This window comes from Pedobacter hartonius, from assembly GCF_900107535.1.
Taxonomy (GTDB): Bacteria; Bacteroidota; Bacteroidia; order Sphingobacteriales; family Sphingobacteriaceae; genus Pedobacter; species Pedobacter hartonius.
The window spans coordinates 1-14,128 of the sequence record NZ_FNRA01000023.1; the positions used below are offsets into that span (position 1 = coordinate 1).

The window sequence follows — 14,128 nt, forward strand, 5'->3', positions numbered from 1 at the left end:
GTACAATCTTGCTTTGCATACATATAAACGTGCTGCATGTTTGTGTTCGGTACTCATCAATTCATCTTTGGTATTACTCTGCTAAAGTATGAGTTAATGTTTTTGCTATACAAAAACCCGGATTCACCCTAAAGGGATGCCCCGGACTCGCTCCCGTTGGTCGGTAAAAAAAAGGAATTAAGAAAGGATCTACTGAAGATTTGGAAAGGAACACAGCGCATGAAAACAGCGACAGCCAACAATCAAATAAAGAAAAAAAGAGTACCCGGCAGACCAAAAAAAACGATTAGCCGTAGTGATTTGCTCATGATCCGGTTAACCCCTACAGAAAAACAACTGATAGGGCAACGGGCAAAAAATGCGGGGCTGAAACCTAGTGAATGGTTCCGCAAGGCGGCAAAGAGTGCAAGGGTTTTTCCCCGCTTTACCTCAGAAGAAAGCGGATGGTTCAGGATGCTATCGGGGATGGCCAATAACCTAAACCAGTTGACCCATCTCGCCCACGTGGAAGGCTTGCCAACACTGGCTTTAAAATGCCAGGCACTGATCAGGCAGATCGAAGAATTATTAACCAAAATCAATAGCCATGATCGGTAAACCGATTACAGGAAGAAGCTTCGGGGGCTGTGTCCGCTACATCGTGGATAAGCCCGAAGCGAAGATCCTTTTTGCCAAGGGTGTAAGGATGCAGAACGCCACCACGTTGACCAATGATTTTAACCTGCAACGAAAAATGAGGCCGGAACTGGGCAAGGCTGTCGGGCATCTGGTCTTAAGTTGGAGCAAGGAAGACCTGCCCAAACTGTCCGATTCGGTTATGTTGGAACATGCCAAAGAGTATATGCAGAAGATGGGTATCAGGGATACTCAGTATGTAGTGGTGCGTCATCATGATAAATCGCACCCGCATCTCCACGTGGTATATAACCGGGTGGACAATAAGGGAGCGACGATCACCGATAAGAATAATTATGCACGCAATATCAACGCATGCAAGGAGCTGACCCTGAAATACGGCTATCATTGGGGCAAGGGGAAAGAGCAGGTCAACAGGCAGGCTTTAGATGGCAAGGAAAAGGTCAGATATGAACTGTATGATACCATTAAAGCCGCTATGAAAACGTCCACGAACTGGAAAGAGTTGGAAGCGAAGCTGACCTTACGGGGCATCGGTATCGCCTATAAGTTCAAAAGCGGTACCATAGAAGTGCAGGGCATTTCCTTTGAAAAGGGAGGGCTGAAAATGAAGGGTTCAACCATTGACCGGAGTTTGAGCTTTTCCCGTATGGATGCACAGTTGAACCGCAACCAGCAGGTACAGGATTACCATGCAGCAAGGGAGGCGCATCAACCCTCATTGGCGCAGCAGTTACGGGAGGCCATCCGGCAGGGCATTCATGCCGAGCACCAGCATAATCCAAATGTGTCTGGTGTAGTTGAAAACCTGCTGGATATCCTACTTACCCCGGAGTTTGTGCCATCTGCACCAGACCCGGTCGGAGATGCAGAAATAGCCCGCAGGAAACGAAAGAAACAACAGGCAGAGCAATCACAGGGAGTAACCAGATAAATAAAAAAAATTCACCAACAAATTCAATGTTATGGAACAGGACGAATTAGAAGAAAAAGTAACAATGGCCGAAGAACTCATTCTGGGCTTAGTTAAGCGGATGGAAGTCATCGAAAACGAACTGCCGGAATTTTTAAAGTCGTTTTTAGAACAGTATAAAGAGACTTTAGCTAACATTTCTAGCCAGATAGAAAAATCCAACAAGCGTTATGACGATCAGGAGATCAGCCAGCAGATTGATCAGGTTAAAGACCTCGTGGGTACCATGCCCAAGGTCATCACCGTAAAAAACGAACATCACCACCATTTCGGGGCCTGGTCAAAAAACCTCATCATTAGTGTAGCGGCCTGTTTCCTAATCACAGCCTCATCTTTCGGAACAGCTCTGTACCTGAACCACGAAAACAACCGCATGAGTGCCAATGACACCAAGTTTCGTGCGATCAGGCAGACAGCCCCTAAATGGGGACATTGGGCGGATACGACCTACAGCCGTAATCCCAAGGCGATGAAAGAGAACACCATCAAGCTGGAAGCCGAAGCGTTGGAAAAAGCCTATGCGGAAGAAGTTGCCAGAGAAACGGCAGAAGAGGCGAAGCAAGCTAAAAAGCTTTTGGATTCGCTGAAAAAGAAAGATTGAGTTTGTTGATGTGAAATGATAATATAAGAGTTGCGACTAAATGCTATCTGGGTGACGATATGAAATAATTTGCCATTCATTAAATAATGAATGGCAAATCAGAAGGGGCGATCATTTCAAACCCTTTGTTTTTGATAGTAGAACTGTATAGCTATCCAAATAATTTAAGCAGGCCATCTTTTCCAAGCGATTTTAATATCCCTTCATCGGTCGGGATCAGTTCACTCATAGTTTTCTTTTTCTCCAATGGAGCCTGTTTATGTTGCACCACAAGAAACACGATGGAGCATCAAAAACGTAAGAAGAATAAGAAAAAAGGTATGGATCAAAATCAAGGCATACAACGATGAAATCAAATAAAATTTTGGTATTAACAGTATCTCACCGTCTAATGATAATGACCTTCATCCTAATTACCGACTTTGTTCTTTCGCTATCTTGATAGCTAAATTTAGAGGCTCATCTTGCCCGTTCTTAATACCATCAATTGTAGGAGTCAAAATGATATCTGGTATTATTCCCTTTAAGTGATGCTTGCTTCCGTCAGCATTTTTTGTCATCATTCCGGTATAAGAAATAGTATATTTCCCAGGCAGATAAATCACGTTGATATTCCCGTTTGTACCTGAGCTTGGTGTTCCTATAATCGTCACATTTGGAAGTCCTTTAACTTGTGCCAAAAATGTTTCAGATGCACTTTGAGCACTGGCATCAGTGAGAACATAAATTTTAGCTTTTATAAAAGGTGTTTCCGCATTTGTCCTTGATCCTTCCCGTTGATAACCAACCTTTTTAAAATCTGGATATATAATCTGAGGAATAAAGAAAAACTGCCTCTTTTTCAACGGCTTATTTATTAGATGAGGGAGGATACTGAAAACTTCATCATTCGTTGGATATCCGCGAAGATCAAATATTATGGCCTTTGCACTGAAAAGCTGTTCCTCAATTAACTTCTTGGTCACGGAGTCACGTGACAGGTTCATGTAATATATGTTTGGTCTGAGCCAACCTTCTTTTGTATAAGGCTCATTTTCATAGCCGTTTTTATAAGTTTGACCTTTAACATTTCTTTCTACAAGGAATGTTTTCTTACCATTTTTTCCAGTAAGAGAGAGAAGTACACAAGTATTTTTGGGACCATTTAACGCCATAACTAACGATTTTGACCTTTTCCACTGTCGCGATCCTGATAAATATTTTTCTCTGGACAATAGATATTTCATGACGTCCTGATGTTCAATGGAATCTACAATGTCCCCTAAGTCTATGCCAATAATTTTTTCGTCATTAATTTTCGTAACAACAATCTTTCCTTCTGCCTCTGTGAGCGTTAAAGATGCCGTAGCCTCATTGTTTTTTTCTTTGGGATCTGTGAGATCGACAAACATATGTCCGTCATTCATTTCTGCACACATCAGCCGTAATGTATTTAGGAAATCCTCTGGACTTTTATCTGAAATGGATTTTTTAATTGCATTGGTGAGGATGGTTTCTGCTGGTAAGGATGCATCATTCCAGTAAGGATATGAATGTTTCAGAATATTCCAGGCAATAATAACGTCAGCTAATCTGATTTCGGGAAAACTTGCTGTAATTGATACCTTTCCTAACGAATCTTTCGGCAGGGAGTTGCCCATATCTCGCATCAGTTCTTGCGTAGCAAGATGAGCAGCAGCGGGATAGGTATTCCCTTGTTTCGAGTACAATGCATATGGAACAATACATGATATTCCCTCTGTGATATCGGTCTTCAAATACGCTCCGATCTTCATTTTTGTTTCAAAAAGCTGTTCCGGGGATTTTGTATCCTTGGGCCCATAAGGGATATTTAGCTTGATGCTCTGGTAAATACTAGGATACAAAGGAAGGCCGAACCCCAGGTGTTGCCATGATACAATGTTATAACCATCTATATTTGGAGGCGTAATTTTTTTAAAATCAAATCGCCGTGGTGCGGACGTCAAAAATATTTGAACAGATGGTGCAACTCGGTTAAAAATACTATTGAGTTCGGCGATCAGTTCGGTATCATTGCTTATCGAAAGCATTTTCTTGCTGCCATATAGCGCCAGCACAGCCCAGTCTTTGGGCGCTTCACTAGAAGGGTGAAAATATTGGACATAACCGTATAGCCTCGCAAATGCTTCCAAATTTCTTTGCTGTCTTTCTGCCGATTGTGGATAAGCTGATAGGCTATACAATAGTGTAATGAGAATTATCAGGACACGTCTCATTTCTTTTCAACTTCTAATTTTCGTAATTTGCCGTCTTGAGACCTTAAGGTTATAGTAGACCTTTCTTTCCCTTCAAGAATTGACTTTTTATTGAGCAGATCACAAAGATCTACGGTTTCAAAAGAAGTTCCGTCAACTTCGACAATCTGTTCGCCTAAAGCAACGCTACTACCTGCTTCATCCCAAACCAGGCCCACAACCAATTTATTATTGTTAAAAGTTGGTTGAAACGGCCACTGCTTTTCAGCCAAATCTATCTCTTTAGCACTGCCTTCAAAATAAAACTTCTTATTTATGAAGTCAATGGTAGCGATACCATAGTTAAGCATTTTAGAGCCCAATCTTGCTCCTGACCCTTTACTTGTTACAGTCATCACATTTTTTAAATGTACGTCAGCGACGTTAAAAGTTAGGAATTTCAATAACAACTTCTCATTATCCTTTTCCAGGCCAAATGCTCCTATCTGATTGGCTCCATAACCCTTAGTGACTGTTTCGTAAACTTTCGCTTTTTTAAGCTGGTCCATCAAAGTTTCAGAAAGTGAGAGCAGACCATTGTCACCTGTATCAAAATTTACCTTCATTGTTGAATTCCCTGAAAGCTGCACTTTAAATACAGGATAGCTCTGAATAGAGTCTAAAAAGAGACTAATTCCCTTCTTGTCGGAGAGTTGAAGTTTCTCGGTCAGATCGGTAATGGCTATAGTTTTTTTCTGGCTGTTTATTTGGATGATAGAATTCCTAAGTAAGTTGCTTCCTAGAATACCGTCAATATTCCAGCATTTAAAAAAGTCGGGAACTCCGACAACCGCTGGTATACCACTGAAGTTAAGGTTACCTAATGCAATATCCTTAATGACGACTGTTAAGCTAGATGTCTTGTTGCCATTTACATCTTTTACCTGATCATTCTGCACTTTGTCAGCGTTTACTGCCGTTAAGATTTTTGAACTTAGGCACATCGGAGCCCCAGTATCAAACAGGAAGTTATAATCGATCCCATTGATTTTGACTTTGACTATCATTTTGCCATTTATATCCTGATAGGGTATTTCCTCAAAATAATTTATTGCTTTTGTTCCGCCTTTATTGTAGGAAAGACTCTGCGAGAAACTATACTCAGTTATGAGCAAAAAAAAAGTGATAAATAAAATTCTATGCATGTTCCTGTTTTAAATCCGAAACTAATTAAAATTAGCGAAGCGTATAAGAGTGCGCGGGAACTTTAACTATAATTAACGTCCCAGATCGATTTTAGTCGGTATGTATACAGAGACGCAGATCTACTCTCGTCATTGATGACAATATCCACATAACAGTGTTATTTATACCGATAATCGCTAGTTATTTGACACTCCTCTAGGGCTGAAAATCTATTATAAAGTTCTGTATATGATCTCTTAAAAACATATATATTATGTCCGATTCTCATAAACTCATTCCATAAATCTAATCAAATTCTAGTTTTTGATGATGAGTTTTTGATAATTTAAAGGACGAAAAACAGCTAGCTAAAAGGTAGCGAACAAAAATTAAATTACAGTCTATGTATTAAAGACGCAACGTAGTAGTTGAATTACTTATTTTTTAAGAAGGTCGTTTTTTTCACGTTCGCTTGCGAGCAACCGCTCATAAAGACTCTTATTTTCCTCTACTACTTCCATCAATTTATCAAGAGGATTGAAAGTACAATGATTATTGAACGTACTAGTACTGCTATCGTTAAACGTATTAAAGAAATTAACAATACCTTCTTCACTGAAATTTTTAATCCCTGATACAGTAACACCAAGTATCTTCGCGATTTTTTCCAAAGTTGAATCCTCTACCTCTTCGCTTTGCTCAATTTTAGAAACCGTTTGCTGGCTAACGCCAAGTTCAACAGCAAGATAATCCTGTTTTATCCCTCTGATTTCACGAATGCGACTAATTTTCCTGCCGATGTGCATTTTGCTAGATTTTGTAGGTGTTTCCATAGAGCCAAATATAATTATTTTTTTAGGTAGTAGAGAACCAATAAATGATGGTAAGGTACCACTTTAATTGGTAGGTTACGGCATTGCCGTACCGCATATTTGATCTCAGAAATCAAAAATGTCACGATTATGAAAAAACAATTCTCGCAATCTGGTCAGTTCCAGAAAGAAAACTTTTCGGCCTTTATCAAAGAGCTGGTTCAAAAATTCAAGCCCGAGCAAATCTATAGCTTTGGAAAATACATCGATTTTAAAGTCAATAACGGGTGCTTTATAGAGAACCACAGTACTGAAAACTATCATTATTTTTTGTTAATGGTGACCGAAAGCGTTACCAGAATTGAACACGAGGTGCAGGACTTTGCCAATAATCACTATCCTTTCGGCAAGATCACCATATTGGCTCATGGGAAAGAAACCATTGCAGATGCAATAAAGGCTAATAACAGGTTTTTCATTACCATTTATAACGAGGGCCAGATTCTTTATAGCCGGGATGGTATGGTGCAGCGTACTCATATCATAAATTTTATACCCACACAGGGGGCAGTAAAAGCCCAAAAACATTACAATCACCGCTCTACATTGGCAACAGGTTTTTTAAAAAGTGCAAAAGAATGCCTGACGAACCAACATTACAATCTAAGTGCATTTATGGCGCATCAGGTAGTAGAACAATGCTGTATTGCTTTGATAAGGGTTCATCTGGCATACCGTTCTGATATACACAACCTATATAGACAGCTTCGGTTGTGCGAAAGCTTTTCTCCGGCACCATCAAGCCTGTTCCTCTCCGGCAGGGAAGATGATAAACGGCTCTTTGATATCATGGTAAAAAGTTATTCCGCTGCACGGTACAAAGATGATTTTAATATTGAACAAGCTGACGCAGAGCAAATATTCATTCGTGTTTCAACCTTTTTAAAGCTTACTGAAATTATGTGCGGTGAAAAGATAAAATCTCTTGCAATAGTGGCAGAATCCTATACACAATTAAAAAAAGAAAGTGAGGTGGATCATGCTGGATAAAAATATTTCATCGACGAACTTCTTTCGTTTGCCTTTTACACCCAATACGAGAATACTTACAGAAAATACACTGAACCAATATTCAGAGATTAGAAAACCGAAGAGAGGCTATCTGCCCATTAAAATCAGAAAAATATCTTTCAGCAATGAACTGCTTGTAATGGGTGTAATTCTGGACAAAGAGCCCGAAGAAATGGTTTACATTAAGGTCACAATTTCCGAACTACTGGTAAGCTGCAGCGTTGATACCCATGAAAACTATTTGAGCCGATACGCTTATTTTGCGCTTAACCAACTGATGTACTACCACACTGAATATGATTTCGAAGACTATTATTGGCCGGGATTCTTTGATCAGGAAACAGGGGGATCTAAATACCTGATGATCCATAAGTCGAAGGATAATTTGCACGTGTCGTCAAAAGTGAGATACAAAGGTCTATATAAACCTGGAAAACAACTCCCCATAGTATCTGCAAATATAATGGAGCTACGGAAAGCAGTTCATTCAATTCAAGAACAGCCCCCTAGAGAAACACACACGGTGTTGGGTTTCTGTTTGGCAGATAACAACAATGAAAGGTTCCGAACAAATCATTATCCATTTTTAATTCCTTACATAGGGATTTTGAACAAGGCTAAAACCGAGGTAAGAAGCTTTACAACATACGTGCTTAATGAAATGCAACTTTCTGAAATCGATCTTTCGGACGAACAACAAAACCTCGTTGAGATTTGCTTCGACATGAAGAAAATAGCCTTGGTTGCTAACCCGGAATATAAAGAAGACGCTCATAGGCTTGCTGAAAAACAGAAACAGAACCAAAATAATTTCAATATGCTTTTTGAGCTCTGGCAAAAGGCGCTTCCTTTACTTTCAGGAAGGTTGTACACACACTACAGTTATACATATGGAATGCGTAACGTAAAAGGCAAGCCAAGAAGATCGTATATGACGCCATGCGCCTTTAATAATGAAACACCAGAAATCTGTTTTCTATGGAAAGACATGGGGGATTATTATAAACTGCAACTTCGATTAATGCTTCAAGGAAGAATACATCCGCTACAATATTACTTCAATACCGCTTTCTTTGCTATGCTGAGCTACAGCCCGAGAAAATATGTGCTGTTGAACTCTGTTGATGATAGCCAACTAGTCAGTTATTTTCAGCGAAGCCAATTTCAGCTCTTAGTACTAAAGAAACACTATGACGGTGATTTTAAAGATTTTGTAGATCAATTAAGAAGGGTATATAGTTTCATCAATAAATAGAATGTTATGGAAGAAATTTTAAAGGCTTTAAATTATCAACCTGTTGATATTTCCGATGAAGATCTTGATAATCCTGTGCCGTCAATTACTTATTTTTTCGTGAACCATCCGATTCACGAATCCCGTACTAAGCTTTGGGAGCTATACGAGGGATGGATTCATTTCGCTGCTGAATCTCCTGAAGGCGAGGAACTAACAGATATGTTATTTTTTTATAATCAATTGGTGGAACTGTTGAACCTATGTTATGTATTTACCAAAAAAATTGAATTAAATAAATAGCGATATTATCAATCAAATAACCATAAATAGGATTTACTTGAATAATGCCTGCAAACTGGCCGTCCCGCATTTGCGGCCTGCGGAACGGCCTCCGCTCTTGGCTGCTGCTGTTCCCGCTTTTGGCATATACGGAGAAGCCAGTAATAGAAAACTACCTATTGGCGGGAATACTTTGAACACTAAGAACGCTTTTTAGGGCTTATAGTGTGTATTTCGGCGAAAGTATCCAGTGTATTTTGTGTCAAACTGCTCAAGACTATAATGGTTTATTGTTTTAATATTTTCCCAGCTTTCCTTGCTTTTAGTTGTTAAGTCTAAATGTCTTACTCCGATTACGGCCCCTCCACGCTAGAGAAGCTTTCAGATCCTTTTTGGGTATTGCGTTTCCGATATAATATTTCATGGTAATCTAGTGCGGTAAAGATATGCTCTCTGAGACGTATAGAGCCATTAGGATTTATTTTAATATTGATGATGAGTGGATAAGTTTGGTGTTTGTAATTATAGTCTTAAAATGCTTAAAATCAGATAAATGTATTCTTTGTAGCGAAACCAAGTGGATAGTTTACAAAGAAGATGTGGCCACTTTGCAAAAAAAGGTGTGGCCACTTTTGGGATAATCCCCACCCAATCGGTGTAGTGGAAAATCAGGGGTGCTATTTATTATCATTTAACTACTTAGTATTTTTGGTTAATAGGATATAATATACTGATATTTATTAAAAATACAACTTATCATTTGTATCACTTAACTAAGAGAACTTCATGAAAATAGAACAACTCGATATAAAGAACTTTCGCTCTATAAAGCAAGAAAAGATAATGCTTGATGGTCTTACAATTTTCGTCGGTCCTAACGGTTGCGGTAAGTCGAATTTTCTCAAAGCGCTCCAATATTTTTATGAACCAAAAATAAGGGTGACGAAAGATGACTTTTTTGCAAGATCTATAGATTCATCGATCGAAATAGAAATATTATATGGAGATCTGACACAAAATGAAATTGAACATTTTTCCAAATACCTTTCATCTGATAAGAAGTTAAGTGTAATCAAAAGGTTTAGCTCAGTTGACAATACAGGCACATATTATGGGCAAACAAAAGGTTGTTCAGCATTTAGAAAAGTAGATAGAAAACCAGTTGATACGTTCAAAAAGCAGTTTGCAGATCTGAGGCTATTACCCGAGTTCAGTGATCTTCCTGATGTTAAGACAGGCCCCACAATGGAAGATGCTTTTAGTGCTTGGGAAACAAATAATCCCGAAAAGCTCAGCTTAATAGAGTCGGAGACCCAATTTTTTGGATTTGAAAACAGTTCCGTATCTTCTTTGGAAAAATTCACAAAATTTGTTTACATACCAGCAGTGATGTCTGAAAATCATTTAACTGATACTAGGAACAGTCCTATCGCTGAACTTACTGATATTCTTGCTAGGCACAAATTAAAGGAAGATGCAGAAATAAAAGCTCTTCAAGAAGAAATAAAAACTAAATTTATAAATAGACTTAGGCCTTTTAACACTGGTGAAATGAATATTTTATCGCAAGGAATAACCAAAGCGATGAAAGCATACTACAGCGATGTAGATATTTCTATTTACTTGGATGAAGAAACAGCCGACGTTACATTGCCAGTTCCCAAAGCTATAGTTAATGTTAAAGAAGGAGGCTACGACACTATTCTTTCGTCGTCTGGACAAGGTTTACAAAGAGCGTTTGTTCTCTCACTTCTTCAGTATTTTGCTGAGCATCGTGCGGGAGCTGATGAAGGAACAGAGCCGTTAAATTTAATTCTTGGCATAGATGAACCAGAACTTTACCAACATCCAAGTAAGCAAAAGTTATTTTATAGTGTTCTTAAAGCATTAGCTGAAACCGGAAGTGCTGTTGCATCCACCGTACAATGTTGTTATACGACGCACTCACCCTTAATGTTAAATATCTCGGACTTTAACAATATAATAAGGGTGACAAAAATTTTGTGCGGTGAAGTAGAAATGCACGAAACAAAGATTTTTAAATCATCATTATCAGAATTATCTGCAAGAGAGGCCACCTTGCCTTCGAAGGGACAGGCATTTACTGAACTGAAAACCTTATCAGGAATGATTAATGCTGTTGATTCCAGAATTAATGAAGGGTTCTTTTCAAAAACAGTAGTACTTATGGAGGGCCCCTCAGACATAGTAGCATTGAGAGCTGCATCAAAATTCCATTCTGAAGGAAACTTTGATTTAGAACTTCACGACATTGCGTTAATTTCTTGTGGCGGAAAACCTAATATAGAAAAGCCTAAAATAATTTTCGATGATCTTGGCATACGTACCTATACAGTATGGGACTCAGATTACAAAACATGGCAGGATTTAGAAAAAGCCATTTCTAAAGAGAGCATCACAGAAGGCGTTGAAAAAACGCAAGCAAGTGCAAGACGGCAAAGCGCCGAGGCTGCTGCAAAGTCTTCGTCAGATAAGAACAGGGATCTTTTAGTACTTAACAATGAAGTAGTATGTGATTGGCCCGAGCATGTTGGACCAACGTCTGCTTCCTTCAAGGATACTATAGAAGATTTATTGAAAAGAGAGCTAGGTGAAGAATATTTAACGATGATGGTTGATAAGCACAATAAAGCCATCCAGGCTAAAGGCCCCTGGAAGAATCCCTTAGTAATGAAGAATGTTTTGGAGGAAGCATTCAATAGTGGGAAACGTTCTGAAAGTCTTGAGAAAATGGTATTGAACATTATAACCTTAAACAGCCAGCGTTAAACGGTTGTCTAAACTATGAGCAGCCGTGACCACTAAAACTAATTTTTTTTCAAATGATACCCCTCGAGATGAATGTAAACTCTGCTTGCAAATACCATTCATGTCCTGCGTCATTCTAAAATGTAAAAGGTACTTTTAATTGTTTCTTATTAAATAAGTGATATTTCATCAGCTTTATATGCAATTGAGGCAACGTGTCCAACTAGAAAGGCGCTTAATATTGGCTAAGTGGCAGCATTCCTACTCCAACAAGGATTCTAATCCATGAAAAATTTGAAAAGGTTTTAAAAGCTTTAGATTTTAAAGAGCATCACATACAATTTCTTATAAAAAAGGCCAAACTAAGCTACATGATCTTTATGATAAATCGAACATTGTTCAGAAGCAAACGTTGATTATAGGCATATACAAAGAGAATCTGACATGGGGTGAAGTAGCTTTTAGAACCGCTTTCATCAAACCGACATTTCACGATAAATTACTGAAATTAAAGAAAAAAGACTGCTATTGCTGAGCAATCCTTAATCAATGTGGACAAGAGTCCGGATTGAACTCAATACGTGTCCTTTTCGGCGCTGGCGCATGCTGTGTCTCCATTTGTTCGGTTATCCAGTTTGCCTTTAATCTTTTCAATTTCGAGCCCGATCTTTGGATTGTCGGACAGCACCTATCTCATTTTGGTAAAAATGAGGATGATCTGGATGTTTATCTCAATAGGCCTTATGCTGGTTCGTACGCTGGAAAGCATTGCCACGTCCTGCTCAATTAAGGCCATGATGTTATATTTCGAGTGCGCCCCGTGTGTTAAGGTGCCAAATTGGCTCCTTAAAATTTTCTGTTCCTCAGTGTATATCTCAAATATGAAACCTTCGGGAAGAAGTTCCGTATTCTTTTTTCCTGCCGCTTTAGCTGTTTGGTTTCCACTCCAGATAGTTCAGCCAGAATCCGAGTCCAGCATCACTTTATGCCCTCTTATAATGTAATCTGGTGCATAACAAGTTCATTAGAAATTTTGATTTTTGTTTCTACGTTATCTATCAGGTATTTAAAACGGTCGGCACATGAGCTGCCGACCGGAAGTGGTTAAATTGATGCGAATATTTGTCTTAAAGGTGCCATATCACTGCTTACCTTTTCATCCAGCATTTTTGCATAAAGTTGGGTGGTGCGTATATTGGTATGTCCCATCATTTTTGATACGCTTTCAATAGGTACACCGTTCAAAAGAGTAACAGTAGTGGCAAAAGTGCGCTTGGCGATCCGGTTGCCAAGTGTTTTGACGATGCCGGATAGTGCGGCAATTTCCACTAAATACTCGTTCATCTTTTGATTGCTGGAAATCGGCAGTGCCCTGTTCTGATTGGCACATAAAGGGTGATCTTTATATCTTTCCAGAATATCAGCGGCTATTGGGATAAGCGGGACGGCTACAGGCGTACCAGTTTTTTTACGATAGCTGAACAGCCACTTTTCCCCATCAATACCTATACGTATGTCAGTTTGTTTGAGTTTTTGCACATCGGCATAGGACAGCCCCGTATAACAGCTGAACAAGAAAAAGTCCCGAACCTGCGATAGTCTTGCGGTACTGTATTTTTTGCCCGCAATGTTTTTCAGTTCATCCGCAGTGAGGTATTCCCTTTGTACAAGCTTTGATTTCAACTTATAGCCAAAGAAGGGGTCAGTGATGATCCATTTATTTCTAAGACATATACGGACGATTTTACCAAGATTTTTAAGATGTTTACTGGCGGTATTCGTATCATTATCCTTTGAGGTATGCAGGTAGAAATCAAAACCATCAATAAACTCATGGTCTATATTTCGGATGTTGAGGTCACTTGTTTGATATTTGAATGAAAGATATTCTTTAACATGCTTTTCAAGTACTATAAACCGCCTCAAAGTGCCTTCCGCATAATCTTCCTTTTCTACAAGTGCGGCCATATTTATGTTGTGGACTTTAATGGCTTCCATAATGGTGTGTTTTTTTTCGGCTTTGCCTAAGAATTTGCATTTAACGCTATCAGCGGTTATTGCAGCTCCGTCCGCGTTTAGCTGGCTATGCGCTGCATAAACTTCCGCTTTCATATTTTCCAGATAGGCATTCAAAGTTTTAACATCCTCCTTTGTACCAATGACTTTTCCGGCTTTTGCATTCCACCGCTCCGGCTCGCAGTTCCTGCTTGTTGACATTTCCGCACGCACCCCGTCCACTGTAATCCTTAAAAAGATAAAGTAAACAGCCCCTTTGGTGTAGTTCTTTGGCTTTTTCAAAAAGAAAAGCACGCTAAAATTAGTTTTCATAACGATAACATTAAGGTTAAACAAAAATAGCTTTGCAGTTTC

Annotated in this window: 13 protein-coding genes; 7 read left to right on the forward strand and 6 right to left on the reverse strand. The window is 39.1% G+C overall.

Annotation, left to right across the window (positions count from 1 at the left end; all coding sequences use genetic code 11):
* The first annotated feature begins 219 nt into the window (after nt 1–219).
* Genes BLW16_RS22405 through BLW16_RS22415 form a run of 3 tightly spaced genes read left to right on the forward strand, consistent with a single transcriptional unit; the run spans nt 220 to nt 2,210 of the window.
* Complete coding sequence (locus BLW16_RS22405) at nt 220–597, forward strand: plasmid mobilization protein (RefSeq protein WP_090560123.1); 378 nt, start codon at nt 220–222, stop codon at nt 595–597.
* The gene (locus BLW16_RS22410) at nt 587–1,570 is read left to right on the forward strand and encodes a relaxase/mobilization nuclease domain-containing protein (protein ID WP_090560124.1); all 984 of its coding nucleotides are present in this window, start codon (nt 587–589) and stop codon (nt 1,568–1,570) included. The genes BLW16_RS22405 and BLW16_RS22410 overlap by 11 nt, the downstream gene beginning before the upstream one ends.
* 31 nt (nt 1,571–1,601) lie before the next feature.
* A complete protein-coding gene (locus tag BLW16_RS22415) occupies nt 1,602–2,210 on the forward strand; it encodes a hypothetical protein (RefSeq protein WP_090560125.1) in 609 nt (202 codons plus the stop codon).
* Between the two features lie 413 nt (nt 2,211–2,623).
* On the opposite strand, the gene BLW16_RS22420 is transcribed toward BLW16_RS22415, so the two are convergent.
* The 3 genes from BLW16_RS22420 to BLW16_RS22430 all read right to left on the reverse strand — a co-directional run bounded on the left by BLW16_RS22420 (nt 2,624) and on the right by BLW16_RS22430 (nt 6,423).
* Nucleotides 2,624–4,363 (reverse strand): S41 family peptidase, encoded by a 1,740-nt coding sequence (locus tag BLW16_RS22420; RefSeq protein ID WP_175470686.1) that lies wholly within the window; start codon nt 4,361–4,363, stop codon nt 2,624–2,626.
* 80 nt (nt 4,364–4,443) lie between these two features.
* Complete coding sequence (locus BLW16_RS22425; RefSeq protein WP_090560127.1) at nt 4,444–5,610, reverse strand: retropepsin-like aspartic protease; 1,167 nt, start codon at nt 5,608–5,610, stop codon at nt 4,444–4,446.
* A gap of 417 nt (nt 5,611–6,027) precedes the next feature.
* Nucleotides 6,028–6,423 (reverse strand): helix-turn-helix domain-containing protein, encoded by a 396-nt coding sequence (locus BLW16_RS22430; protein WP_090560128.1) that lies wholly within the window; start codon nt 6,421–6,423, stop codon nt 6,028–6,030.
* Between the two features lie 129 nt (nt 6,424–6,552).
* Here BLW16_RS22430 and BLW16_RS22435 point away from each other — a divergent pair, with 129 nt between their 5' ends.
* The 3 genes from BLW16_RS22435 to BLW16_RS22445 are packed head-to-tail and all read left to right on the forward strand — an operon-like array spanning nt 6,553 to nt 9,010.
* Nucleotides 6,553–7,452, forward strand: coding sequence for a HEPN domain-containing protein (locus BLW16_RS22435; RefSeq protein WP_090560129.1), 900 nt, complete (start codon nt 6,553–6,555; stop codon nt 7,450–7,452).
* Nucleotides 7,442–8,728, forward strand: coding sequence for a hypothetical protein (locus BLW16_RS22440; protein ID WP_090560130.1), 1,287 nt, complete (start codon nt 7,442–7,444; stop codon nt 8,726–8,728). The genes BLW16_RS22435 and BLW16_RS22440 overlap by 11 nt, the downstream gene beginning before the upstream one ends.
* Nucleotides 8,729–8,734: 6 nt before the next feature.
* A complete protein-coding gene (locus BLW16_RS22445) occupies nt 8,735–9,010 on the forward strand; it encodes a hypothetical protein (protein WP_090560131.1) in 276 nt (91 codons plus the stop codon).
* A 33-nt stretch (nt 9,011–9,043) separates the two neighbouring features.
* Here BLW16_RS22445 and BLW16_RS23395 read toward each other — a convergent pair whose 3' ends face one another.
* Nucleotides 9,044–9,190, reverse strand: a complete 147-nt coding sequence (locus BLW16_RS23395; protein ID WP_175470687.1) for a hypothetical protein — start codon at nt 9,188–9,190, stop codon at nt 9,044–9,046.
* Between the two features lie 585 nt (nt 9,191–9,775).
* Here BLW16_RS23395 and BLW16_RS22455 point away from each other — a divergent pair.
* Nucleotides 9,776–11,779 (forward strand): ATP-dependent nuclease, encoded by a 2,004-nt coding sequence (locus BLW16_RS22455; RefSeq protein ID WP_090560133.1) that lies wholly within the window; start codon nt 9,776–9,778, stop codon nt 11,777–11,779.
* 667 nt (nt 11,780–12,446) lie between these two features.
* Here the strand turns inward: BLW16_RS22455 and BLW16_RS24125 are convergent.
* Both BLW16_RS24125 and BLW16_RS22465 read right to left on the reverse strand, forming a co-directional pair.
* The gene (locus BLW16_RS24125) at nt 12,447–12,710 is read right to left on the reverse strand and encodes an ORF6N domain-containing protein (RefSeq protein ID WP_217631625.1); all 264 of its coding nucleotides are present in this window, start codon (nt 12,708–12,710) and stop codon (nt 12,447–12,449) included.
* Between the two features lie 152 nt (nt 12,711–12,862).
* Complete coding sequence (locus tag BLW16_RS22465; protein ID WP_090560134.1) at nt 12,863–14,086, reverse strand: site-specific integrase; 1,224 nt, start codon at nt 14,084–14,086, stop codon at nt 12,863–12,865.
* Nucleotides 14,087–14,128 lie beyond the last annotated feature (42 nt).